The sequence below is a fragment of the Streptococcus sanguinis genome, from assembly GCF_003943655.1.
GTDB lineage: Bacteria > Bacillota > Bacilli > Lactobacillales > Streptococcaceae > Streptococcus > Streptococcus sanguinis_F.
Map to the genome: position 1 here is coordinate 24,772 of NZ_RJMM01000002.1, position 24,450 is coordinate 49,221.

Genomic DNA, 24,450 nt, shown 5'->3' on the forward strand with positions numbered 1-24,450 from the left:
ACCGTTCCAGTTAATGCATCCTAGACCATTCTTTTCATTTCAAAGGGGAGAGCTATCAAATGTTATTCATTTGATACTTATATTGTACAAGGACTAAATGAATCTAAAATGAATTTTGAGGAAATTTAAAAATAATGCGAAAAATCTTTATTTCTTCTCCAGCTGGAAAGTCAGGATAAAGCGACTTCCCTGGCCAAGCTTTGACATTAGCTCTATCTGGACCTGGTGCAAATCGGCGATTTTTCGAACCAAGGCTAGTCCTAGGCCGCTTCCCTCTCGACTGTTTTTATTTCTGGCTTGATCGACTTGGTAAAACCGATTCCAGATTTTATCTGTCTCAGACGGAGCAATACCAGCACCATTATCTGTCACCGTCAGCTGACAAATGCCATCTAGCTTACGTAAGGAAAGCTCAATGCGGTCCTTCGTAAATTTCAAGGCATTGCTAATCAGATTATCCAAGAGACGGTGAAGCAGAAGCTCATCAGCAACAATCCAGCAATCCTCATCTATGGAAGCTTCTAAAACAAGCCCACGCTCCTGACTTAGCTTCTGGAAGTCTGTCATCTTATCCGTCAGTAAGTCAGACAGAGACAGGGATTTTTTGACGAGAGCTGGCTGATTCTCAAGCCTGGACAGATCCAAGATATGGCTAATCATCTCCTTCATGCGCTTGGTCTGACGGTTTATGATTTCAAAAGATTCCTTGGATTCATCCAGATTTTCTGCATAACGAAGGCCATACTCACTCTCCGATAGAACAACCGCCACCGGTGTCCGCAGCTCATGAGAGACATCATGGTTAAACTGCTTTTCCCGCTGGAAGGAAGTCTCCAGCGAATCCAGCATGAGATTAAAAGCCTTTCCCAGACGATGCAGCTCATCATCCTTATCTTTCAGAGCCAGCCGCTTGGAAAAGTCTCCGCTCTCGCGAATTTCTAATGCCGTCTGAGATAGCTGATCTACCGGCCTCAGGGCTTTTTTGAGAATCCAGCAACCACCAGCAATAATCAAGATTAATAGAAATGGGGAAATGAAGACCAGGGACGTCAAATAATCAATCCATTCATGATTACTATGACTGCTCAGAGTTACCGCCCGTAGCCACTGACCGCCATTTTTCATCTCAATGTCAAAATAGAGATAGGTCTTTTGATCAACTGTCGCCGTCGTTACAACAGATTGGTTAAAAGGAAGAGTCTCATCAAAGCCAGATGGCAGACTTTTTCTGACAAGGTTTCCCGAACTATCATAGATTGAATAAAAAATTCCATCATCCATAGCCTCGTACTCACTGGGCTGCTGGCTTATTTCCGTGGCTGACTCAATCAGCTCCCGCTTGGCTGCTGCATCTGCCAGATTGCTGGATAACAGAAAGGCCAGACCCAGCAGCACTAGAATAAAGACAAAGAGAAAACTGCTGTACCAAAGAGTAATGCGTAGAACAATGCTGCCTTTTTTCTCCTTATTCCGAGTTCCAGATAACATAGCCTACTCCCCTCTTGGTGTGAATAATGGACTGCTTCTTGTCCTGATCGATCTTGCGGCGAATATTTTTGATCAGAACATCAATGATATTGGATTCTCCTTCATAGTCAAAATCCCAGACATGGTCCCGAATCTGCTCCCGCGACAGAATATGATCTTGATTGCGAGCTAGGTATTCCAGCACTTCATATTCCTTGGCTGTCAGCTCCAAGACCTGGTCATCTTTCAGGACAGCTTTTTTAGTCAGATCCAAGACGATATCACCTAGATCAATCTTCTGGCTAACCAACTCACGCTGCTGGCGCCGCAAAAGAGCCCGCAGCCGCGCCAAGAGTTCCTCAAACTCAAAAGGCTTGACCAGATAATCATCTGCTCCCAAGTCCAAGCCCCGAATCTTGTCTTCCAAGCTGTCACGGGCCGTCAAAACCAAGACGACGACCTGCTTTCCAGCCTGACGGATCTTCTCCAGAAAGGCAAAGCCGTCCATACGAGGATCATAATATCTAGAATGATTAAGTCATAGTCCACCATTTCCAAAAATTCCAGAGCTTCCTCTCCATCAAAAGCACTGTCCACACTAAAATGCTCTTTCTTGAGAAGCTTGGTCAAACTGCGATTCAGATCCGCTTCATCTTCCACCAACAATAACTTCATCAGGACTCCTTTCCAATCTTGGTCTTTCGTTTTTCAAAACCATCACAAGAATAGCAATCACATCTAAAAAAACTGAGCTAATTGAGTTTCTAGCAGCTAGATGAAAGTCTAGCATAATACTGCTACATCTCCTCCGATTGTAACATATAATCAGGGAAAGGAAAACTGCTGCTGTTCAAGGGTCAACAAGCCAAGGATAGATTAATTGACTACGAATTTCTTGGAGTCACAAAAAGAGCGCAGATCTACAAGCCTCAACCAGCTGTAAGATAAGCACTCCTATTCATTTATTCTATTTAGAAAGATTACTCAATAGGTACTGTCCGTTTTCCTGACGGATAAAAGTCAAAGTTATCTCCTTATTTGAAGAAGTTTCATAGTTTATAAGCATCTTCGGCTCTGATTCACCATCCCCATAAACTGAGATATGTTGATATTCTGGGTATTCCTTGATTACTTCTTTAAAGGAAGAACCGCCCTCGCCTGTTTCCGCATCACCCATCTTTAAGCTCTCTGTAATCTGGCTAGATACATTTTTATTATAGTCGTCACTACCGGGCATAATACTCATACCCTGAAGATGATAGCTGCCATCCTCGTGTTTCATAAAGGTCAGAGTGGTATAACTAGAGTCAGGTAACCAAGACAATGAGAGCCCTTCTTCCTGAAACGTCACACTGCTGGCCAAGCCAAAATCTTTGACTACTTGTTCTGGGGTCAATCCTTCATCATCCGCACTAACAATGTTCAGCTTTTCAAGGTCTTTCACTTCCCACTCATATACATCCTCTTTTGACGGAGCCACAAAAGAAGCAACATCACTTTGATGTCCCTTTCGAGACAGACTTGGCACACTTCCACCACCCATAAAATCATTTAGGAAATAGCCGCCAAGACCTCCTAATAATAGTCCCGCTGCCAGACCTATTCCTAAAAATCCTATCAGCTTGCCCGTACTATTTTTCTTTGGCTCTGGACTTGGCTGGCCAGCGAAGTTTGCAGCTTGCTGTGGTCCGGTAAAGTTCTGACCAGCTGGATTAAATCCCTGAGGAATTTCTTTTTGAAAAGCAGGATTTCCCCAATTATCCTGCTGAGGCATCTGCTGCTGAGGAGCATCAAAAATGGGTTGCTGAACACCAAAATCTTGATTAGGATTCGGCATTTCAGGACTGCCCCCTTCTACTGGGAGAGGCTGCCCCTCTGTTGAGTTAGCCGCAAATTGTCCTGGGTCTGATGACTGGGGTTGCTGTGGATAGGGAGCTAATCCTTCTAAAGATTGTTCCTGCGGTTTATTTTGTTCTGACATCGTTTCTCCTTTTATTATTTGAGTTCTATTTTATTTATTGGCAGTAGCGGACAAAAGATAGTTTCCATCCTCCTGCTGAACGAAGAACAACCTATAAGTACCATCATTAGGAGCATCATAAGCCGCCTCCATAATGGTTTGACTAGTATCCTCACTGAAATCTTCATCTACACGAATATAGATACTCCTCGGACTGCCATATTCCTTAAAAACTTCCTTATAGGAAATGCCGTCCTTACCAGTCTTTGCATCGCCTTTTTTCAGTTTTTCAAAGTAATCAGCCGCCATCGCTTCGTCCTCAGCATTATGCTTGCTTCCTTCAAAGCGAATATTGTAGATATGAAGGCTATTCAGATAGAAACCATCTTTTTTCTTCTCGAAATGCAGAGAAGCGGTTTGATCTGTATAATAAATTGGCCACTCTTCCTCATCATCAGAAGTTTGAAACGTTCCCCACTCTAAATCCAGACTCTTGCTAGAGATCTCCTCTTTTAAGGCCTTGCCATGCTTATCGAGAATATCTTCCACAGAAGTACCATTCGTATCTGTCTGAATAGTATTGAACCGTAACTCTGACAAACTATCAATATCCCACTTGAATTCAGTAGTATCTGGGTCAATGTACTGATCTGATTGATCTCTCTTTGATGCTCCGGCATCAGCCAAAGGATGCAGCACAGGATATTCCCCTTTGATGACATCCGCCACTCCTATACCATAGCCCCAGATTCCCCCTCCGATTAGTCCAAGACCAAGAGAGAGCAAGGCTCCGCCTATCAGGATTCCTTTCCAAGATTTATTCTTGGCCAAAGGTGGGGTTGGTTCCTGCGGACTTGAAACATGGCCTTGCTGAGGTTGAAAATGATGCGGGAATCCCTCTTGCGACTGAGCATTCTTTGAAGGCTCAAAAGAATGCTGTGTTTGCTGTTCTGTCAATCTTCTTTCCTCTTTCTTGTTTATTTCCAATAGTCTTATCAGTTCTCTTTTAATAACGAAATGCTTTGAAAGCAGTCAGTCACAAAAGATAAACTAAATAACTAAAAACTTACATTTCCTCTGACTTTATATATAAGAAATTTCCATCTGGCTGGCCTACAAACAATAGGTATTCATAACCATCTTCTGTTTTATAAGTCACCTCAGCAATCAGACGGTTGGAGATAATCTTATTATCTACGTCACGTTCGGTTGTGATGACAATTTCTGACGGAACAGGATGCTTCTTCAGGACCTCTGATAAAGCTGTTCCTCCTTCACCCGTTTCCTTGTCTCCTTCTTTCAAACGTTCAAGGTCTTTGGGAGATAATACGCTCCAATCTGTCGTTTCCTTCCCTTTTCTATATTCTTTAAAAGAATCTCCAACTACCACTTGCCTCAGATAGTAGTTCTGGTCAACTTTATCAAATTGAAAAGAAATATTTTGCTCCTTGTCCCTAACAGAAGGGCCCCATCTGAGTAACAGACGATTGCGATCATATTCTGCTGAACTAGCCAAGCCATAAGTTTCAATGATTTGATCAGCCGTCAGACCTAATCCCTCATCATTTGTATAGCTCAACCGTCCCAAGTCTTCCAATGTCCAATTAAACTGAACCGACTGCCCGTCTGTAGTAAAGCTGTCACTCTTGTCTTTGGCTTCTTCCTGAGCCTTACTCAGACGCTTAATCCTTTGTATATCCTTATTTGTCTGCGCCTGCTTGCCGATAAAATAAGCTGAACCGCTGCCAATCAAAAGACCAATTATGAGAGCAAAAATTGAAAGTCCTATGACTTTTCCGATATTGCCCTTCTTATCAGGCAATCCTTGCGGCTGAATCTGCTGGAAATTCCCTTGCATTGGCTGGCTAGGTTGATTTTCTTGCCAAGCCCCTTGCACTTGACCTTGTCCATCTTTATCTGACATGGTTTTCTCCTTATAAATTTTATTGATTTGTCATATTGCGAAAACATTGAAAAATAATGACAAATTTTACAATATTATAACATAAATTATTCTTCCACTCAAAAAGGGAGTGGGAAAGAACTTCAAACAAGTTAAAAAGTTCGTCTTCCCACCCCCGCACAGTTGATCAGGCAATCTTTGGGGCTTAAAAAGCGAAGGAAGATGCCAATCAACCACTGCGTCATCTATTTTTTCTAATTTAGACNCAAAAGCCTGGACTTTTGCCCAGGCTCTGAATCAAGTTTTTAGACTCTTATTTTTCTAGTATTCTTATTTAGATATTTTATCCTAATTGAGCTACTTCAAAAATCTGAATGGTAGAGCCTTTTTCAATTACTACTGCTTGGTCTGCTGCGACATGGAGTGTACCAGGAAGGCTCCCCTCTTTTGAACCATCAAAAGAAATCGTGATATGGCCCAGTCCAGTTAAATTTTTTTCTACTACATTTCCCACGGAACTAATCGAATATTCCTGATTATCTACCACCAGCTTGCCGCCTTCTAGTATTGAACCTAGCAGATTTTTGTTATCAATCTTAAAACAATACTCTGCTAAATCTTCCGGCGCTTCTTCTCCAAATAAAATGAGCATATTGGCATCTTGAATCATATTCTGAGCTTCAGGCCCCACTTGAATTACTTTAGCTTCAAAAATTTTCTTCATCTAATTCCTATTTATCCTTTCTCTAATTTGTCTTAAACTTATGCTTATAGATAAGTTTAACATAATAGTTGCTTTGTTTACGTGCATCTATCAAAGGTCTATTGATAAAGACCAATACTAGCTATCCAAGCTACTAGCACCCGCGGAACACCATTGAGAAAGCGTGAATAAAGCACAGAAGGGACACCAACCTCAACTGTTTCAGACTTGGCTTCAGATAGACCGAGTGCTACAGGAATGAAATCACAACCGTTTTGAGTGTTGATAGCAAATATAGCTGGCAGAGCCATTTGGGGCGGAATATTCCCTTTTCCGATTTCGACTCCAATTAAGGTTCCGATAATCTGACTGATAACAGCTCCGGGGCCTAACAAAGGAGATAGGAATGGCAAGGAACAGATAAAGCCAATCAAAATGAGTCCCCAGATGTTCCCCGCTAGGGGAACCATTAATTTTGCCAGCCAATTTCCAACACCTGAACCTTGAATAACCCCAATCAGCAAGGAAACAAAGGCCATGAAAGGAATGATTGTGTTGAGCATTGTTTGGATGGCTTCACGAGCTGCCTGGTTGAAAGTCGCAACGACCTTCCCAGCGCCCATCCCAATTCTTGCTACAATACTTGTTTCAGCTTTTTGCTCTGTAATTTTTTTACTAGTATCGTAAGTTGGCTTTTCTGTTACCACAGTTGTCGCTTTTTCGTCTTCATTAGCAGCAGAAATTTGATTAAGGCCAACTGCTGACACATAGATTTCCTCGGTGATATATTGTGCTAGAGGGCCACTTTTCCCTGTAGCGACAATATTGATTGTAGGGATCCCCTTTTTAGGATAAATACCGCAGCGAAGAGTACCGCCGCAATCCACGATTGCTAAAGCAATTTCCTCATCAGGGATAGAAGTTTTAAACCCATTAACAGCTTCCATACCGGTCAAATCAGCAATTTTATCTACAATATCTGGCTTTTCTCCGCCGCCAGTGATATAGATAAATTTATGCTTAGCCTCACTAGGGGTAATGACCAAAGGTCCTCCGAAACCGCCATTTCCTTTAACAACTTTTATACTCTTATATGACATAATTTCACTCTTTCTATCAATCAAATGTTTTACTCAAGGTAACACCTTGCTGTTTTGCTACATAAGCAGTTGTAAAATCGGTTACCCAACCGCCTACAAAGTTCATGACAAGCCCAACAAGCATGTAACGAATGGCTAAGTCCATTTGACTTAAACCTAAAGTTTGAATTCCTGTTGCAATTCCCATCCATACAAACAATTCCCCAGGATTGATATGCGGGAATACCCCGTTTGAAGTATGGCAGAACTGCATCTGAGCTGCTACAAAACTAGGTTTATAATATTCTGGCAAGAAGCGTCCCATACTGATCGCCATCGGATTCCCCAGCATAAAGGCTGAAATGAAAGGTAAAATCATATAACGGCTAACAGGATTTTTGGCAGAAATCTTAGCCAAGGAATTGACCTTTTCTTCTCCCAAGAAAGCGATAAGGGTATTCATTGCAATCAATAGCATTAAGACAAGCGGTACAATATTTGTCATCCAGCTAATAAAGGTTTCTCCACCTAATTGGAAGAGTTTCATAAAACTCTCTGCAAATTTTGTAATGTGATTCATAAGGAACTCCTTTTCTTATTTTTTTTAAATAACTGTTTAATAGATAATTGTAAGTAATTCGCATAAAAGCCGAATCCCAGAAAAGAATCAGATGAACTTGTCTCTTTCTCAATACCTGCCTCATGCCAAAGATAGACTTTTCTAGCATCTTCTATGGCTGATTGCATCAACTTATTTTCTTTTCTCACAAGAGGATTATACTTGTCAAAATAATGGATGTCTTCTCCAACATAATCGTCCATATTTTGAAAACGCGCTAAGATTGTGACTCCTTGCATTTTGCTAGCTTTAAGAACCCGACCGTTTTCATCAACCGCGAACATGACAATCGTACCGGATTTTATTCTTCCGGACTTCCTGCCAATCGCTACGCGCCCCAGTTTTCGGAGCATCGTATAGGTCTTATTGAAGTCTTTTAGTTGCTGCCAGCCGAGGAACATTTGAAATATATAAGCTGCCATGACAAATACAGCGAAAATTATTAGCGAATTCATTAAAATACTCCTTTGCTCTTAGAAAATGATAGAAACTCAGTCTCTGTTTCTACAGCCCTCAATGCTTCTTTTAAAGAAGGCTCTCCTGCAATTCTAAAAATATCATCATACAATTCCAGTAATTCACTTTCCATTTTTGTTTCAATTTCTGAGGGAATAGCGACTAGAAAGATAAATTCAATCCATTCATCTCCTTTTTTATAAGGTTCTTCAAGCTTTCCAAACATTAAAATAGTCTTTGCATAACCCTGGTTAATTGTATGGGGGAAGGCAATTCCTCCACCAAAAATGGTTGATTGCTTTTTNTCCCTATCAATTATCCGTTCTCTAAAACCTTCATCAATCATCTGAAGTTTCCCTAACTCTGCAACCATATTTAGCAAGTATTGCTGATAGGTTTTTTGGGGGCTTAATCGAAGAAATCGTAAGCTGACTGTTTCTAGATTTTTTTGATGAAAAGCATTGGCTCTCTGCCATTCTTCCTGCAGCCATTGATCATCAAAAAGATGATTAACTTGAATGACTGGAGATTTAGAATCTTTATATTTTAGAGGAACTGTCGTAAAAATCGCGAAATAGTCCTGATTCAAATCCACATTAAAATCCTCTTCAGAATACTGAGTAATGTCTACATCATTTCCAAGGACTCGTCTGAGTTGCTGAATAATCATCGCAGCTGTTCCTCTTCCTGTTGTGCAAACTACAGCTATCTGCTTGCGAGAACCCTTAACAGCAGAATTTTGCTTTCTTAAAATCATTTCAAAATACAAAGCCAGATATCCGATTTCGGATAATTCTAATTCAGAACCAAAAATTGCAGATAGTTCTTCTCCAGCTATTTTTGCCATTTCAAAAGCAAAAGGATATTGAGTTTGAACCTCGCCATGAAATATATCATTAGCTTGCACATGGAAAATCAGTCGATTGATTAAGGGGCCTAGATGAGATTTGATTTCTTCAAATAATTCTTCATCATCAAAGTGAACNAACATTGTTTCTTTGACTTTCTTGACAATCCCTTGAAAAATCTTTGCAAGCTGTTCAGATTGATAAGATGTCTTGCTTAAAGTGTCAATAAAACGGACATTAAACGGAAAACACAAAAAGTCTATCTCAAACTGACTGAGGGAAATCTTATAAGTCATTTCAATATGATAGATTAATTTCTCAGCTAAAGGTGTCTCTGTTAAATCATTCCTATAGTAAGGAATAGGACAATTCAACACTCTAGATGTATGAATACGCTCCACCATAATTGAAATGGTCTTTCGAAGGAGTTCCTGTGTTTCTTTAGGGATTTTATAGTCCTGAACTAGCGTCTCCAGAAAAGAAGATGTTGCCTCAGTGAGTGTCCTTCCTTCAAAGTAAGGAGCCACTTGGTGAATATAGAGCAAGCGCAAATTCAGCTCGCTCCCCAAGACCTCCAGCCCACGGTTGGGCTTTCCTGAAATAGTGATAGAGTAACTCTCTGCCAAAGATTTTACTTGTTTTAAATCCTTATTAAGGGTACTTCTACTAACACCTACTTCCTCAGCCAAGTCGTCAATAAGAAGAGGGGAGGTTGACTCAATTAAACGTTTTAGCAAATAGGCAATTCTTTTACTGGAAGAATTGAAGTCACTCTCCTGTTTTAAACTACCAGATAAAATCCTTTCCAACTCTGTATAGTCATACACTTCTAACATTAACTGATCATCTTGTACGATAATCTGGATATTAGGAGACAAAACATCATTTAATTGTTGGATACTCTTTTGCAAGGTTTGCAAGCTAATATCCAGTTCTGAGCGCATATCTAACAAGGAATAAGTTGGCTGCGAGACCATTTTATCTAAAATATTATACCACCGATTTACTAAGGTCAACTCTCTTCCCTACCTTCATTGTTTTAACCGCGAGTTTTACCTCCGGCAATATTTGTAGTGACACCTGTTATATAGCTAGAACGGTCTGAAATATAGAACGCTACAAGATCAGCTACTTCCCGTAGTTTCCCACTCCGTCCCAATGGAGTCGTTGAAGTTGAAGCATAACCAGCTCGAATATCTTCTACAGTCTTTCCTCGTGTATATGCCAGTGCTTCTTCATAAGAAAGAGTTCGAAGACCCGTAGCTTCCATAATTCCTGGAGCAATTCCAACCACACGTACACCATGTTTACCAAGCTCTTTCGCCCATGAACGAGTGTAACTATAGACTGCCGCTTTCGTTGCAGCATAGGCACTTTGTCCTTCAGAACCTTCCAAGCCTGCTTCTGAAGCCATGTTCACAATTACACCTTTCCCATTTTTCACTAAAATACGTCCTACTGCCTGACTAACCAAATACAAACCTTTTTGGTTAATCATTGTTACTTTTTCGAACGTCTCATCGTCCAACTCGTAAGGACCTTTAGGATTTTCTGCATCGATTAATAATCTAGGGACATTAATCCCTGCATTGTTGACTACCGCATCAATATTGCCAAATCTTTCAACTATTTTAGCGACTCCTGCTTCTACTTCAGAGCGAGAAGTTACATCAACTTTTACAAATAATAGATTCGGGTGACGCAAATCGTTGTCGCTAAGGTCAAAATTCGCTACATTGACACCTAATTCCAGCAATTCTTCAACGATTGCCTTACCAATCCCAGATGACGCACCCGTCACAAGAACTGTTTTGCCTTTTATGTCTAACCAATCATTCATTTTGATACCTCTCAAATTTTATTTACAAGGCAATTATACAGCGCTTTCATAAAAGAATTAAGACACTCTTTTTTTCACTGTTCAAAAAAATAATAAACTAATTAAGAGGCTTGTACTAAAAAATCCACAAGAAATGAACTTGTGGATCTTTTTATATTCTAAATGAACTCAGAGCATATGAGAATCAAAGGCGTGCATTCAACTCAGCACCCAGCTCTTCAAAGCCTGGTTTCCCAAGAAGAGCAAACATGTTTTTCTTATAAGCCTCAACTCCTGGCTGGTCAAATGGATTGATACCATTCAGGTAGCCAGAAAGAGCAATAGCTAACTCAAAGAAGTAAATAGTATAGCCCAAAGTGAACTCATCTTGCTCAGGCAGGGTCACAAACATATTTGGCACTCCGCCGTCTGTGTGAGCTAACAGCACTCCATCTGTTGCTTTCTTATTGACAAAGTCAACATCTTTTCCTTGCAGATAGCCAAGGCCATCCAAGTCTTCTGCTAATTCAGGAATCAACACATTTTTGCGAGGCTTATCTACACGAATAACTGTTTCAAAGAGGATACGAGTTCCTTCTTGAATAAATTGCCCCAAAGAGTGCAGGTCTGTTGAGAAGTTGGCTGAAGTTGGGTAGATACCTTTTTGGTCTTTACCTTCTGACTCACCAGCCAATTGCTTCCACCATTCTGAGAAGTATTGCAAAGATGGTTCGTAGTTAGCTAGAACTTCTGTCAGATAACCTTTACGGTACAAGATATTGCGTACAACTGCATATTGATATGCTTCATTTTCAGCCAACTTATCAGAAGCATAAGCCTTGCGAGCAGCATTTGCTCCTTCCATCAACTTGCTGATATCAGCCCCTGCAGCTGCGATTGGCAAGAGTCCCACTGCTGTCAATACTGTAAAACGACCACCTACACTATCAGGCACTACAAAAGTATCCCAGCCATTAGCATCTGCTTCAACCTTAACTGCACCTTTAGCGCGGTCTGTAGTTGCATAAATCCGTTTATTTGCTTCTTCCTGACCATACTTCTTAACCAAGAGTTCCTTGAAGACACGGAAAGCAATAGCAGGCTCTGTTGTTGTTCCTGACTTAGAAATAACATTGACAGAGAAATCTTTGTCTGATACATAGTCTACCAAATCAGCCAAATAGCTTGAAGAGATAGAGTTTCCAGCATAGAGGATCTGAGGTGCCTTGCGTTCTTCTTTGCTTTGCAAGTTTGCAAATGAATTATTCAAGAAATCAATAGCTGCACGAGCTCCTAAATAGGAACCACCAATACCGATTACGATCAATACCTCACTATCAGATTGGATTTTAGCAGCAGCCTTTTGAATACGAGCAAATTCATCTTTGTCATATTCTTCAGGCAAGTTCAACCAGCCAGTCATTTCTGCCCCAGGACCTGTACCATTTCGCAGAGCAGAATCTGCTGCAGTCACTTGAGGCTGCATATAATCTAGTTCATGTGGTGCTACAAATTTATCTAATACCTTTGAGTAGTCAAATTTAATATGTGTCATGTTTATCCTCCAATTGTTCTTTTCTTTTATGATAACGCTTTAGGAAAAAATAAGCAAGTGCTTTTACTATTTTAAAACGTTTACATTTTTTATTCTATACTATTTTTCTAAATAAGCTAATCCTAGGACATAACTGAAAGCAATCGTTTGCGTAAGTCAACAAATTTTAGCCATATATTGAGAAGAATATTTTTGATTGACAAAGAGCCCAATATTCTATTTAAGATTGGATGTCAGCTGAATTCATTTCAGGTCCGTTCGAACTTGATTTACTGCTCCAATATCCATCTGCGCCTTTCAGGCTTGATTCATTTAATTTCGGAACCTAGTTCTCGCTTCGCTCAAACTGCGTCAATGTACCTATACCCATCTAACTTCTTCGGAGTTGATTCGTTAAGAGCAATAGAAAAGAGCACACAGCTTACTTCGCTTAGGGCTGCTGGATTCCTCCCCTGACCCGCTTCACGCAAAACTGTTGCTCCACTAATTAGTATAACACAAACTTTTGATTTTGGCTAATTTTATTTTTTCCTTCTCTGTCTGAAAAATTCCTGCATAATTTGAGCGCACTCTTCTTGGAGAACACCTGTCTCCACTTCTACTCGATGATTCAGACGCTCATCTGTCAAAATATCATAAAGGCTGCCAGCTGCTCCAAATTTCTGATTTGCTGCTCCATAGACAACGTGAGGAATGCGCGCTAGACCGATCGCTCCGCTGCACATGACACAGGGCTCAATGGTCACAAAAAGCGTTGTATCAAGCAAGCGCCAGCTATTTTCGTGCCGATTCGCCTCTTCGATAGCCATTATTTCCGCATGCATAACAGCCCGCTGCAGCTCCTCACGTGCATTGTGACCGCGGCCGATAATCTTTCCCTCTTTAACCAAGACACAGCCGATGGGAATTTCATCATAAGCTAGGGCAATCTCCGCCTCCTTCAAAGCTTCCCGCATAAATGCTTCTTTTTCTTCAATCGTATAATTCATCATTGTCTTTCTAAATCTGTAGTCGTCTATCCCATTATACCACAAGCCTGCCGCACTTCTCAGAAAAAGTAAAAGCCACCACTAGGGTGACTTTCAGGAGATTATTATGAAAAAAGTTTAGGATTTTTAAACAAAGTTAGGAGGTCTTTGTTTATGCTGTTAGTATAAAATATATATCTTAAATGAGTCTTAATATGAAATTTTCTTACAAAAAAGCACAAGAAGCAATTTCCTTGTGCTGACTTTTTTATAAATTTGACCAGACGCTTTCCAAGATGTTTGTCTGCTCGCGGCCAGGACCGACTGAGAAGGTAGAAATACGAACACCAACCAACTCACTCACTCGGCGAACATAGTTGCGGGCATTTTCTGGCAAGTCTTCCAGACTGCGGACACTGGTGATGTCCTCTGACCAGCCTGGCAGCTCTTCGTAAATCGGCTTGCAACGCTTGAGCTGTTCCAGACTAGCTGGGTAATGGTCAATGCGCTGACCATCCAAGTCATAGGCTACACAGATTTTCACTGTATCCAGACCGCTCAAAACATCGATGGAGTTAAGCGAAAGATTGGTAATCCCTGAGACACGGCGGCTATGGCGCATAACAACCGAGTCAAACCAGCCTACCCGACGCGGACGGCCAGTGGTAGTGCCATATTCATGGCCGATATCACGAATGCGGTCACCTACTTCATCGAAAAGCTCTGTTGGGAATGGTCCATCTCCGACCCGACTGGTGTAGGCCTTGCAGACACCAACTACCTTGTCAATCTTGCTCGGACCAACACCGGAACCGATGGTGACTCCCCCTGCAACTGGATTAGAAGAAGTTACAAATGGATAAGTCCCTTGGTCAATATCCAGCATAACCCCTTGAGCCCCTTCAAAGAGCACTCGCTTGCCTTGATCCAGGGCATCGTTGAGGATAACAGAGGTATCGGTCACATACTGCTTGATTTGCTGTCCATATTCATAGTATTCTTCAAAAATATCATCAAAGCTGATTGCTGTACTATCGTACAATTTCTCAAAGAGGCGGTTTTTCTCAGCTAGATTCCGCTCCAAGCGCTCTCTGAAAATATCTTTATCCAAAAGGTCAGCAATGCGGATACCGACACGAGCAGCCTTGTCCATATAGGCAGGACCGATTCCCTTGATTGTCGTCCCGATTTTATTGTCACCTTTTGCTTCTTCCTGCAGGCGATCCAGCTCGATATGGTAAGGCAAGATGACATGCGCTCGATCAGAGATACGAAGGTTATCCGTCGTCACACCCTCTTCATGCAGGTAGTTCAATTCTTTGACCAGAGATTTGGGATTGACCACCATTCCATTTCCAATGACAGAGATTTTTTCTGGAAAGAAAATCCCTGACGGAATCAGGTGCAGCTTGTACTTCTTGCCGTCAATCACGATAGTGTGTCCGGCATTGTCACCACCCTGATAGCGGGCAATCACTTCGGCATTGGCTGAAAGGAAGTCTGTAATCTTCCCTTTTCCTTCATCTCCCCACTGGGTTCCTACAACAACTACTGATGTCATAATTTTGTCTGAGCTGAAGCAGCTCTTCCTTTCTTGAAAAGCAGGCAGGAATCTCACCTGCGATTATGTTTTATACCTCATTATATGAAAAATTTAACAATTTTTCAAGGTGGGATCCATTCTTAATTTGCTTTTTCCCTTTTGAAAACGAATTAAATTTTCACAAAATCTGTATTTTCTGAAATTTATTAGTTTATTAAAAATAAAAGTTCGGAATTTTTGTAAAATCGTAGCGAAAATTTGTTTTCTTTTTCTGTTTGTAATAGACTAAAATTACTATCATAGGACGGTGAAACGATGACGATTAATCAATTACTGCAGAAACTGGATACAGCAAGCCCCATTCTCCAAGCGACCTTTGGTCTGGAGAGGGAAAATCTGCGGGTGACAGCTGACGGGCACTTAGCTCAAACTGCTCATCCGAGTCAGCTGGGTTCCCGCAATTTCCACCCAACCATCCAAACAGACTTCAGCGAGCAACAACTGGAACTAATTACACCTATCGCTCACTCGACTAAGGAAGCACGACGCTTACTGGGAGCTATCAGCGATGTGGCTGGCCGCTCGATTGACCAGAATGAACGCCTCTGGCCTCTGTCCATGCCACCACAGCTGACGGAAGAAGAGATTGCCATCGCCCATCTGGAAAACGACTATGAGCGCCACTACCGAGAGGGCTTAGCGAAAAAATATGGCAAAAAACTACAGGCTATCTCTGGCATCCACTACAATATGGAGCTAGGAAAAGATCTGGTCACTTCTCTCTTTCAAGTCAGCTCCTACCATTCACTCAAGGACTTTAAAAATGACCTCTATCTCAAGCTGGCTCGAAACTTTCTGCGCTTCCGCTGGATTTTAACCTATCTCTACGGGGCAGCCCCTTTGGCAGAAGCTGGCTTCTACATTCAGGACATTCCCCAGCCTATCCGCTCTTTTCGTAACAGCGACTATGGTTATGTCAATGACGAGAATATTCAGGTGTCCTACGCTTCTTTGGAGCAATATGTAACTGATATTGAAAACTACGTTCAGTCAGGCGAGCTCAGCGCTGAAAAGGAATTTTACTCAGCCGTTCGCTTCCGTGGACAGAAGCACAATCGTGCCTATCTGGAGCAAGGCATCACTTATCTGGAATTCCGCTGCTTTGACCTCAATCCTTTTGACCATTTAGGCATTAGCCAAGAGACCTTAGATACTGTCCATCTCTTTTTACTGAGCCTGCTCTGGCTAGATGATGTAGAAAATGTTGATACTGCATTAAAAGCTGCCCACGACTTGAACCAAAAAATTGCTTGTAGCCATCCGCTGACTGCCCTGCCCGATGAAGCAGACAGTTCAGCCCTTCTCCAAGCCATGGAAGAGCTCATCCAGCATTTTGAACTGCCGACATACTACCAAACCTTGCTTCAGCAACTTAAAGAAGCACTTCTGAATCCTCAGCTAACCCTATCTGGTCAGCTCCTGCATCATATCCAGCAGGACTCCTTAATGGCCTTTGGACTAGATAAAGCGGAGAAGTATCACCGTTATGCTTGGACAGCTCCTTATGCCCTCAAAGGCTACGAAAATATGGAACTGTCCACTCAGATGCTGCTCTTTGATGCTATTCAAAAGGGGCTTAATGTCGAAATTTTAGATGAAAATGACCAATTTCTCAAGCTTTGGCATGGTCACCATGTGGAGTATGTCAAGAATGGCAATATGACCTCCAAGGATAACTATGTCATCCCTCTGGCTATGGCCAATAAAACCGTCACCAAAAAGATTTTGGCTGCAGCTGACTTTCCTGTTCCGGCTGGAGCAGAATTTTCTTCCCTAGAGGATGGACTGGCCTATTACCCTTTGATTAAGAACCGACAAATTGTCGTCAAACCCAAGTCAACCAACTTCGGACTGGGCATCTCTATCTTCCAAGAACCAGCTAGTCTGGAAGCTTATCGCAAGGCTTTGGAGATCGCTTTTTCAGAAGACGCTGCTGTCTTAGTCGAAGAATTTATCGCTGGAACGGAGTACCGCTTCTTTGTCTTAGACGGTCAGTGTGAGGCAGTCCTCTTGCGCGTGGCAGCTAATGTCATCGGAGACGGTCAGCATACCGTGAGAGAATTGGTTGCCATCAAAAACGACAATCCGCTGCGCGGGCGAGACCATCGTTCACCACTCGAAATCATTGAACTGGGGGACATTGAACTGCTCATGCTGGACCAGCAAGGCTATGGCCCCGACGATATCCTGCCTGCTGGAGTTAAGGTTGACTTGCGGCGCAATTCCAACATTTCTACCGGCGGAGACTCGATTGATGTCACAGACAGCATGCACTCATCCTACAAGGAACTCGCTGCGGACATGGCACGAGCTATGGGAGCTTGGGCTTGTGGCGTCGACCTAATCATCCCTGACAGCTCTGCTATTTCCACAGAGGAAAATCCCAACTGTACCTGCATCGAGCTCAACTTCAACCCCTCTATGTATATGCACACCTATTGTGCTGAGGGACCGGGACAGAGCATCACCCCTAAAATATTGGCAAAACTTTTCCCAGAAATGGACTGATAACATAAGAATCGCAGGGCATTCCCTGCGATTTTTGTTTGCAGGTTAGGATTCCTAATCTTTAAGCCGAGCTTACTTTCACGATAAAATAAAATCGCACCAGAAAAACCAAGCTTATCATAGAAACTTTTCAATCTTTATCCTTCAAAAACCAGCTTTTATGTTAAAATAGAGATATCACATTGATAAGAAAGAGAAACGTCCATGTCGAGGAGAAATGATGATTCCAACCAGCAACCAGAATGGTTTAGCTGGATTTGGATACTGGTATTTGTATTTGGTTCTGGAGCTGTAGCCAGCTATCTAATTCCCATAGCTATTCTGGGGGCTATTGGTTACGGAATCTATCGCCACCAAAGCCAGAAAAAAGTTCGGATTGAAGCAAAGCAAGCCAGCATTGGCCGTATTGAAGATTTAAAATCAGAGATTGGTCATGCTGACCGTCGCATTAAAGAATTGGAAGGCTACCAAGAAGATGGGGACCAAGAAAGCTATCAGAATTTAGCTCTAGAAATTCTTCCCCAGCTAACCTATATCAAAAATGCTGCTAACGACCTACGAGGAGAAATTCCTACTTCTGTCTACCAGCGAATCCAGACCAAAATTCGTACTGTCACCGATGAAATCGATGAACAACTGAAAAAGATTGAACGAGAGAAAAAACGAAAAGAAGCGCAGCCTAAGAAAACTAGTCTAGAAGAGCTAGCCCCAGAATTGGTCGCTACGGTTCGCAATATTCAGATTGACCATGAGGCCATTCTTCAAAAAATCTCTCAATCCGAAAGCAACAATAAGGAAGAGCTGACTGCCATTCATCAGTCCCAGATGGAGCACTACGAAGATATTTTAGAAGGCTACCTCAAAATCAAAGCTTCTCCCAAAGATTTTTACAATGCAGAGGAGCGGCTAGCCAAGGCCAAAGCAGCTATAGAGCAGTTTGACTTGGATCTAGACGAAGCGCTGCGCCAGTTAAATGAAGCTGATTTGAGGGACTTTGACATTAGCTTGCGTATCTTAGACAAAGAAAAGCAAACAGACACTGGTCTTTAAGCTATATAAACCAAAGGAGAAACTATGAGCCAAGAATTTAATTTTGACATTGATAAAATTGCTAACAATGCCATCAGCAAAAGCGACAAAACAACAGAAATCATCGAAGCCAATACGACTCAAGAAAATGGCCAGCTAACTTTTCTGGAAAAACTGACTCCTGAGCAACAGAGTGCTATTACGGCTAAAGCTCCACAGCTGGTGGATAATTTCGTATCAGACCAAANTGCCTTGCTGGACTTTGGTCAATCTGCTGTAGAAGAGGTCAACGGTACTGTCAATCGTATCTTAGCCGAGCAGAAAAAATTACAAATTCCCCAGGTAGATGAGCTCTTAAAAAACACTAACAAAGAACTCAATGGCTTTGTTGCAAAATACAAGGATGCTCAAGTAGCAGAACTGGACAAAAAGCCTAATTTTCTGGAAAAACTCTTCAAACAGAGCAAAAACACTCTTCAAGAATTCTATTTTGACTCACAAAATATTGAGCAGAAAATGGACGGCATGGCTGCAACCGTTGTCAAGCAAGAAGACGTTCTGGCTCGCAATATTGTTTCTGCTGAAATGCTGATTGAGGACAATACCAAATCGATTGAAAACCTAGTTGGAGTTATTTCCTTTATCGAAGCTGCTCAGCAAGAATCTGGCAATCGAGCGCTCAAACTGCAGGCTGAAGTCGCTCAGTTAGATATGACAACTGTTGACTACCAAGTCAAATCGCAAGAATTAGCTCGTATGACAGAGGTGGTCAATACCCTAGAGCAGCAACACACTGAATATGTCAGCCGTCTCTATGTGGCTTGGGCGACAACGCCTCAGATGCGCAATCTGGTCAAGGTTTCCTCTGATATGCGCCAAAAACTTGGAATGCTCCGTCGCAATACCATTCCAACGATGAAACTGTCTATCGCTCAGTTAGGCATTCTCCAGCAATCCATGAAGTCTGGTCAGGTAGCTGACGCCATCTCGAATGCCAATAACGCTGCCCTGCAAATGCTCGCCGAAACGAGCAAGGAAGTCATTCCTCAGCTGGAACGGATTTCCCAAAGCCCTACCATCGCTGTTGAGTCTGTCACCAAGCTGGCAGAAAGCCTCGTCGCACAAAATCAAGGCATTATCGAAGCCATTGATAAAGGACGGGAAAAACGCGCTCTGCTAGAAGCTACTGTTATCCAGTCTGCAGAGACCATCAACAACTCTGTCAAACTGCGTGATCAAAAGATTATCCAAGCCCTGTTGGACCAAGGCAAGGAAGCCCAGAAAGAATTAACTACAGAATAAGTAAAAGAGCCTAGATGGCTCTTTTAATGTTTTACTTTTTAAATGATCAATACAGTCCTGTCTTCCGATTATCCCTTTAAAACAAGCAGCTTTCCAACAGTTCTTTATTGGGCAGCTGGGCTAGCCAGTTATCAGGAATCCCTTCCAAACCATAGATGATGCCAGCCAGGCCGCCAGCAACTGCTGCTACTGTATCAGTGTCATCGCCCAAATTAACAGCTTTCAAGACAGTTTCCAGATAAGAAGTGCTAGTCAGCAGACACCACAGTGCTGCTTCCAAGGTATCCACCACATAGCCAGTAGAGCGAATGTCATCTTCGGTCAGCTCTGCTAAAGTTTGCAAACGAGCATAGGTCGTGCTAGTCGCTAAGTCTGATAGTATTTCCGATAGTTGCTGGCCTTTTAAGAGCTTACGAGCAATAGCCACATAAAGCAGGCAGGCCTCTACGGAAGTCGCATGGGCATGTGTAATACTGGAAACAGCCTCAATATCAGACGGACCAGCTGCAGTAAAGGCTAGGGGCAGAATCCGCATCAAAGAACCATTTCCATTGGAATATTCATCAGATAGACCGTGTTCTCTTGTCAAGGCTTCGCGAGTCGCATTTCCTACATCAAAGGTCAAACCATCCGGTGTGTATGCTCCCTCGAAGAGCCAATTTTTAAACCGCTGCTGCATATCGACAGGGTCAATCTTACCTTTTTCCCTAATAGAATCACAGGTCGCCAAAACAAGGCTGGTATCATCTGACCAAGTCCCAGCCGGTTGCTGATGGCTGCCATAACCCACCATCTCAACCGCTTTAAAACTGCCTCGGGTTAAAAATTCATACGGAACGCCTAATGCATCAGCTACTGCCAGACCATAGACTGCCGCTTTCAAAGATTGGTTCATACTAGTCTCCTATGCTTTTTATTTTATTATACTATTTTTGCTCTTAAAATTCTTCCTAACCCCAAAAAACAAGCGCAGTCGCGCGCTTGTTTTTCTATTTTGTGTTAAAATAAAAGGTATGGACAAAATTATCAAAACTATCTCAGAAAATGGTTCTTTCCGAGCTTATGTGCTGGATAGCACAGAGACGGTTCGGACCGCTCAAGAAAAACATCAAACTCAAGCAAGCTCTACCGTTGCACTTGGCCGCACACTGATTGCCAGTCAAATTTTAGCTGCAAATGAAAAAGGCCAGACCAAGATTACCGTCAAGATTCTCGGGACCAGCACACTAGGCGCGATTATCACAGTGGCAGATACCGAGGGCAATGTCAAAGGCTATGTGCAAAATCCCGGTGTAGATATCAAAAAGACTGCCACCGGTGAGGTTCTAGTTGGTCCTTTTGTCGGCCAAGGAGAATTCCTCGTCATCACGGACTATGGTACTGGCAATCCTTACAACTCCATGACTCCTCTCATCTCTGGGGAAATCGGTGAAGACCTAGCCTTCTACCTGACCGAAAGCCAGCAAACGCCTTCTGCAGTTGGTATCAACGTCCTCTTGGATGAGAATGATAAAGTCAAGGTTGCTGGCGGCTTCTTGGTACAAGTTCTGCCTGGTGCTAAAGAAGCTGAAATTGCCCGCTTTGAGAAGCGGATCCAAGAAATGCCTGCTATCTCAAGACTGCTGGAATCCGATGACCATATTGAAGCTCTGCTGGCTGCCATCTATGGTGATGAGCCATACAAACGCCTGTCTGAAGAGAAAATCCGCTTCCAATGCGACTGTAACAAAGAGCGCTTCATGAATGCCTTGGCTACCCTGCCAAAGGCTGACTTAGAAGAGATGCGTGACCAAGACCAAGGAGCTGAAATCGTCTGCCAATTTTGCCAGACAGCCTATCACTTTGACCAAAACGACCTGGAGGAACTGATTCGTGACAAATCTTAATACCCCTTTTATGATTGGGAATGTTGAAATTCCCAACCGCACAGTTCTGGCACCTATGGCCGGCGTAACCAACTCTGCTTTCCGAACCATTGCCAAAGAGCTGGGAGCAGGCCTGGTCGTCATGGAAATGGTCTCTGACAAGGGCATCCAGTATAACAACGAAAAAACCCTCCACATGCTCCATATTGATGAGGGAGAAAATCCTGTTTCTATCCAGCTTTTCGGCAGCGACGAGGATAGTTTAGCACGCGCAGCAGAATTTATCCAAGAAAACACCAAGACGGATATTGTCGATATCAATATGGGCTGCCCGGTCAATAAAATTGTCAAAAACGAAGCTGGAGCTAAATGGCTCAAGGACCCTGAGAAAATCTATAAAATCATCAACAAGGTCCAGTCCGTTCTGGATATTCCCCTGACAGTCAAGATGCGGACGGGTTGGTCCAACAGCTCACTGGCTGTAGAAAACGCTCTAGCAGCCGAAGCCGCCGGAGTCTCCGCCCTGGCTATGCACGGCCGCACCCGTGAGCAAATGTATACTGGTCATGCTGACCTTGAGACCTTGCACGACGTAGCCCATGCTCTGACTAAGATTCCTTTTATCGCTAACGGTGATATCCGCAGCGTCCAAGATGCTAAACAGCGTATTGAGGAAGTCGGCGCCGATGCCGTCATGGTAGGCCGAGCTGCTATGGGAAATCCTTATCTCTTTAACCAAATCAACCACTACTTTGAAACTGGCGAAGTCCTACCAGACCTCAGCTTTGAAGATAAGATGAAAGTCGCTCACGATCACCTTTCTCGCTTGGTGAATCTCAAAGGAGAATATGTAGCCATCCGCGAATTCCGGGGCCTAGCTCCGCACTATCTGCGCGGTACTGCAGGAGCAGCCAAGCTCCGCGGTGCTATTTCGCAAGCTGAAAGTCTGGCTGAAATCGAAGAACTCTTACAAATTCAAAAATAAAGACGAAAGGAAGCCCATTGGACTTCCTTTTTTGTTCTGTTTAGGGTTGAGTCACCACAACACTTGTTACTGAGCCATCTGCTCCTGTTGTAATCTGCAGATTGGCATTGCCTTGCCCGCTTAACTGCGCATTGTATTTGCCATCATCCAGCGTATAGGAGTAAGAAGCGATGGAATAATTATCTGTTTTTCCATCTGCAGACTGGACTGTGAATTGACCATTACCTGATACAGTCACAGTATTTCCATTGGCATCCTTCCAAGTTCCAGCAGCGGCTGAGAAATCCCCATCCACCATAGTCAAGACACCTTTATAGCGAGCATTGCTGGCTGCCTGCTTATTCTGAAGCTGGCGATTGCTTTCGGGAGCTTGGGCTGGTTGAGTTGCTTGACTCTGAGTGTTTTGTCGACCTGAAGCTTGCTGTGGCTGCGGTTGTTGGACTTGAGGAGCTTCGACAGTAGACTGTTGCTGACTGGCAGGAGCTTGGGCTTGTCCAGGCTGGCTAACTGCTCCTTCTGAAGAAGCGCTATTGCTAACCTTAGGAGAAGCGCTGACCTTACTGGATGACGCAGCTTTTGAGCCAGAAGAAGCTTGAACAGTCTTGCTAGAACTAGCACTTGTTGCACTTTCTTCTTTCTTACCACATGCCCCTAAAAGCAAACTAGAAGCCAGAACTGCAGCTGCCATCATTTTTGTATAAGTACGTGTTTTCATCTTTTGTCTCCTTGTAATATAAAGAAATCTTTTTGTAACATTATTGTAACACTGTAATTTTTCTATGTCAATCATTTATGCAAAATTCTTAAAAAATTTTTTTACTCAAGCGAAGTTCTGTTTCTCAATCTGTTTCTTTTGTCATGAGAAACTCGCTCCTACATATCTATTCGTAATTAAAAACGAAAAAACAGGACAAATTTGTCCTGCAAGAGAAATATATGATCAGCTTTCTTTTAATCTGGTTTTTCTGCCTTCAGCCGATACACTTTTCTCGGCTTCTTCTTTGGCACGCGCTTAACGCCAGCCTCCTCTAGGTATTCTCCAAATTTCACTAGAAAATTATTGCTGACAATAGGTCGTCTAGGCGTGATGAGATTGACCAACTCAGTCCCTTCATAAACAGTAAACGGTGATTCCAGCAAATGGAGAAAAGTTGGATTCCAGTCCAGTCGCCCCTGAATCCGCTTGATAGATTCCAGCAGGATTTGGTAGTGGTCAAAGGCAAAGTCCTCTGCTGTCAGGAGCCGCTCACCGTCTCTAAAACTCCTTGTCTTAAAGTCTACATCAAGAAAGGTGACTTCCTTGGCATCATCCCCAGCTTGTACTTGGTCTACTGCTATGGCCGGCAGATAGACCAGATGGGCAATGGTGATGACCCATCCGCGTGGATCACGCCCTGGAGTAGATACCGTCATCAGCTGTTCCACCTTTTCCAGCGGTATCTCCAGCCCCACCTCTTCCTTTACTTCCCGAATGCAGGCCTGATAGGCATCCTCATGCTTGTCTACAAAACCTCCGACCAAAGCATATTTATTTTGATAAGGGTGAGCCTTGCGCTTGATGACCAAGAGTTTTATCTGACCTTCCACGAAACAGTAGGCTACCATATCCGCTGTTACGCTGGGCGTCTCGTACTTTGGCAAATCCTGTGTCTTGTACCATGCCAAAAAGGCGGACTCATCCGCCATGGTTTCATAGTACTCTTTTTCCGACATTCCCGCTGGGATATCCTGTTTGGTCATGAGTTTCTTCCTTTCCTAAGCTATTTTTTCTATCAAAAAAT

Annotated in this window: 21 protein-coding genes, 1 other RNA gene and 1 pseudogene; 5 read left to right on the forward strand and 18 right to left on the reverse strand. The window is 42.8% G+C overall.

All coding sequences use genetic code 11. The features are described 5' to 3' along the window. Window positions 1-147: 147 nt before the first annotated feature. From D8886_RS01450 to D8886_RS01525, 15 genes and pseudogenes are all read right to left on the reverse strand, one after another. On the reverse strand, window positions 148-1,488 hold the full coding sequence (locus D8886_RS01450; RefSeq protein WP_125434009.1) for a HAMP domain-containing sensor histidine kinase: 1,341 nt from the start codon (window positions 1,486-1,488) through the stop codon (window positions 148-150). Beyond that, window positions 1,466-2,142: pseudogene (locus tag D8886_RS01455) on the reverse strand (response regulator transcription factor). Before D8886_RS01455 ends, D8886_RS01450 begins: the two are co-directional and overlap by 23 nt. Before the next feature lie 292 nt (window positions 2,143-2,434). After that, a complete protein-coding gene (locus D8886_RS01460; protein WP_125434010.1) occupies window positions 2,435-3,448 on the reverse strand; it encodes a hypothetical protein in 1,014 nt (337 codons plus the stop codon). A gap of 30 nt (window positions 3,449-3,478) precedes the next feature. After that, the gene (locus D8886_RS01465) at window positions 3,479-4,414 is read right to left on the reverse strand and encodes a hypothetical protein (protein WP_125434011.1); all 936 of its coding nucleotides are present in this window, start codon (window positions 4,412-4,414) and stop codon (window positions 3,479-3,481) included. Window positions 4,415-4,493: 79 nt separating this feature from the next. Next, window positions 4,494-5,351, reverse strand: a complete 858-nt coding sequence (locus tag D8886_RS01470) for a hypothetical protein (protein WP_125434012.1) — start codon at window positions 5,349-5,351, stop codon at window positions 4,494-4,496. A gap of 322 nt (window positions 5,352-5,673) precedes the next feature. Beyond that, a complete protein-coding gene (locus D8886_RS01475) occupies window positions 5,674-6,054 on the reverse strand; it encodes a PTS glucitol/sorbitol transporter subunit IIA (RefSeq protein ID WP_002893979.1) in 381 nt (126 codons plus the stop codon). A 98-nt stretch (window positions 6,055-6,152) separates the two neighbouring features. After that, a complete protein-coding gene (srlE, locus tag D8886_RS01480; protein ID WP_009660130.1) occupies window positions 6,153-7,133 on the reverse strand; it encodes a PTS glucitol/sorbitol transporter subunit IIB in 981 nt (326 codons plus the stop codon). A gap of 16 nt (window positions 7,134-7,149) precedes the next feature. Further along, window positions 7,150-7,692, reverse strand: coding sequence for a PTS glucitol/sorbitol transporter subunit IIC (srlA, locus tag D8886_RS01485; RefSeq protein ID WP_002902103.1), 543 nt, complete (start codon window positions 7,690-7,692; stop codon window positions 7,150-7,152). Further along, entirely contained in the window at window positions 7,689-8,186 is a 498-nt protein-coding gene (locus D8886_RS01490; protein ID WP_002893984.1) for a transcriptional regulator GutM, read from the reverse strand. Before D8886_RS01490 ends, srlA begins: the two co-directional genes overlap by 4 nt. Further along, window positions 8,186-10,012: a BglG family transcription antiterminator gene (locus D8886_RS01495; RefSeq protein ID WP_125434091.1), complete on the reverse strand. Its 1,827-nt coding sequence runs from the start codon at window positions 10,010-10,012 to the stop codon at window positions 8,186-8,188. Before D8886_RS01495 ends, D8886_RS01490 begins: the two co-directional genes overlap by 1 nt. A gap of 62 nt (window positions 10,013-10,074) precedes the next feature. Next, window positions 10,075-10,875: an SDR family oxidoreductase gene (locus D8886_RS01500; RefSeq protein WP_002893988.1), complete on the reverse strand. Its 801-nt coding sequence runs from the start codon at window positions 10,873-10,875 to the stop codon at window positions 10,075-10,077. 184 nt (window positions 10,876-11,059) lie between these two features. Next, window positions 11,060-12,409, reverse strand: coding sequence for a glucose-6-phosphate isomerase (locus D8886_RS01505; RefSeq protein ID WP_002893989.1), 1,350 nt, complete (start codon window positions 12,407-12,409; stop codon window positions 11,060-11,062). 394 nt (window positions 12,410-12,803) lie between these two features. Continuing rightward, an RNA gene (ffs, locus tag D8886_RS01510) (signal recognition particle sRNA small type) lies at window positions 12,804-12,902 on the reverse strand. A 28-nt stretch (window positions 12,903-12,930) separates the two neighbouring features. Beyond that, the gene (tadA, locus tag D8886_RS01515; protein ID WP_002902098.1) at window positions 12,931-13,401 is read right to left on the reverse strand and encodes a tRNA adenosine(34) deaminase TadA; all 471 of its coding nucleotides are present in this window, start codon (window positions 13,399-13,401) and stop codon (window positions 12,931-12,933) included. Window positions 13,402-13,645: 244 nt separating this feature from the next. Then, on the reverse strand, window positions 13,646-14,938 hold the full coding sequence (locus tag D8886_RS01525) for an adenylosuccinate synthase (RefSeq protein ID WP_125434013.1): 1,293 nt from the start codon (window positions 14,936-14,938) through the stop codon (window positions 13,646-13,648). A 297-nt stretch (window positions 14,939-15,235) separates the two neighbouring features. Here D8886_RS01525 and gshAB point away from each other — a divergent pair, with 297 nt between their 5' ends. The 3 genes from gshAB (at window position 15,236) to D8886_RS01540 (ending at window position 19,819) form a co-directional block, all read left to right on the forward strand. Beyond that, the gene (gshAB, locus tag D8886_RS01530) at window positions 15,236-17,488 is read left to right on the forward strand and encodes a bifunctional glutamate--cysteine ligase GshA/glutathione synthetase GshB (protein WP_125434014.1); all 2,253 of its coding nucleotides are present in this window, start codon (window positions 15,236-15,238) and stop codon (window positions 17,486-17,488) included. 204 nt (window positions 17,489-17,692) lie between these two features. Then, complete coding sequence (locus D8886_RS01535) at window positions 17,693-18,538, forward strand: hypothetical protein (RefSeq protein WP_125434015.1); 846 nt, start codon at window positions 17,693-17,695, stop codon at window positions 18,536-18,538. A 24-nt stretch (window positions 18,539-18,562) separates the two neighbouring features. Further along, window positions 18,563-19,819, forward strand: coding sequence for a toxic anion resistance protein (locus tag D8886_RS01540; RefSeq protein WP_125434016.1), 1,257 nt, complete (start codon window positions 18,563-18,565; stop codon window positions 19,817-19,819). Window positions 19,820-19,895: 76 nt separating this feature from the next. Here the strand turns inward: D8886_RS01540 and D8886_RS01545 are convergent, their stop codons facing one another. After that, window positions 19,896-20,714: an ADP-ribosylglycohydrolase family protein gene (locus tag D8886_RS01545; protein WP_125434017.1), complete on the reverse strand. Its 819-nt coding sequence runs from the start codon at window positions 20,712-20,714 to the stop codon at window positions 19,896-19,898. Between the two features lie 118 nt (window positions 20,715-20,832). Between D8886_RS01545 and hslO the strand changes: the two genes are divergently transcribed. Both hslO and dusB read left to right on the forward strand, forming a co-directional pair. After that, window positions 20,833-21,705 carry an Hsp33 family molecular chaperone HslO gene (gene hslO / locus D8886_RS01550; protein WP_125434018.1) on the forward strand — a complete coding sequence of 291 codons (873 nt, stop codon included), beginning with the start codon at window positions 20,833-20,835 and terminating at the stop codon, window positions 21,703-21,705. Beyond that, window positions 21,692-22,669: a tRNA dihydrouridine synthase DusB gene (dusB, locus tag D8886_RS01555; RefSeq protein ID WP_185761221.1), complete on the forward strand. Its 978-nt coding sequence runs from the start codon at window positions 21,692-21,694 to the stop codon at window positions 22,667-22,669. The genes hslO and dusB overlap by 14 nt, the downstream gene beginning before the upstream one ends. Window positions 22,670-22,709: 40 nt before the next feature. On the opposite strand, the gene D8886_RS01560 is transcribed toward dusB, so the two are convergent. Together D8886_RS01560 and D8886_RS01565 are read right to left on the reverse strand one after the other, a co-directional pair. Further along, a complete protein-coding gene (locus D8886_RS01560; protein WP_125434019.1) occupies window positions 22,710-23,459 on the reverse strand; it encodes a DUF6287 domain-containing protein in 750 nt (249 codons plus the stop codon). Between the two features lie 161 nt (window positions 23,460-23,620). Beyond that, window positions 23,621-24,409: an NUDIX domain-containing protein gene (locus tag D8886_RS01565; protein WP_002908556.1), complete on the reverse strand. Its 789-nt coding sequence runs from the start codon at window positions 24,407-24,409 to the stop codon at window positions 23,621-23,623. Window positions 24,410-24,450 lie beyond the last annotated feature (41 nt).

Coding starts and splice junctions, on each gene's coding strand:
- D8886_RS01450 (WP_125434009.1), bottom strand. CDS start 1,488: ATGTTATCTGGAACTCGGAATAAGGAGAAAAAAGGCAGCATTGTTCTA.
- D8886_RS01460 (WP_125434010.1), bottom strand. CDS start 3,448: ATGTCAGAACAAAATAAACCGCAGGAACAATCTTTAGAAGGATTAGCT.
- D8886_RS01470 (WP_125434012.1), bottom strand. CDS start 5,351: ATGTCAGATAAAGATGGACAAGGTCAAGTGCAAGGGGCTTGGCAAGAA.
- D8886_RS01475 (WP_002893979.1), bottom strand. CDS start 6,054: ATGAAGAAAATTTTTGAAGCTAAAGTAATTCAAGTGGGGCCTGAAGCT.
- srlE (WP_009660130.1), bottom strand. CDS start 7,133: ATGTCATATAAGAGTATAAAAGTTGTTAAAGGAAATGGCGGTTTCGGA.
- srlA (WP_002902103.1), bottom strand. CDS start 7,692: ATGAATCACATTACAAAATTTGCAGAGAGTTTTATGAAACTCTTCCAA.
- D8886_RS01490 (WP_002893984.1), bottom strand. CDS start 8,186: ATGAATTCGCTAATAATTTTCGCTGTATTTGTCATGGCAGCTTATATA.
- D8886_RS01500 (WP_002893988.1), bottom strand. CDS start 10,875: ATGAATGATTGGTTAGACATAAAAGGCAAAACAGTTCTTGTGACGGGT.
- D8886_RS01505 (WP_002893989.1), bottom strand. CDS start 12,409: ATGACACATATTAAATTTGACTACTCAAAGGTATTAGATAAATTTGTA.
- tadA (WP_002902098.1), bottom strand. CDS start 13,401: ATGATGAATTATACGATTGAAGAAAAAGAAGCATTTATGCGGGAAGCT.
- D8886_RS01525 (WP_125434013.1), bottom strand. CDS start 14,938: ATGACATCAGTAGTTGTTGTAGGAACCCAGTGGGGAGATGAAGGAAAA.
- gshAB (WP_125434014.1), top strand. CDS start 15,236: ATGACGATTAATCAATTACTGCAGAAACTGGATACAGCAAGCCCCATT.
- D8886_RS01535 (WP_125434015.1), top strand. CDS start 17,693: ATGTCGAGGAGAAATGATGATTCCAACCAGCAACCAGAATGGTTTAGC.
- D8886_RS01545 (WP_125434017.1), bottom strand. CDS start 20,714: ATGAACCAATCTTTGAAAGCGGCAGTCTATGGTCTGGCAGTAGCTGAT.
- hslO (WP_125434018.1), top strand. CDS start 20,833: ATGGACAAAATTATCAAAACTATCTCAGAAAATGGTTCTTTCCGAGCT.
- D8886_RS01560 (WP_125434019.1), bottom strand. CDS start 23,459: ATGATTGACATAGAAAAATTACAGTGTTACAATAATGTTACAAAAAGA.
- D8886_RS01565 (WP_002908556.1), bottom strand. CDS start 24,409: ATGACCAAACAGGATATCCCAGCGGGAATGTCGGAAAAAGAGTACTAT.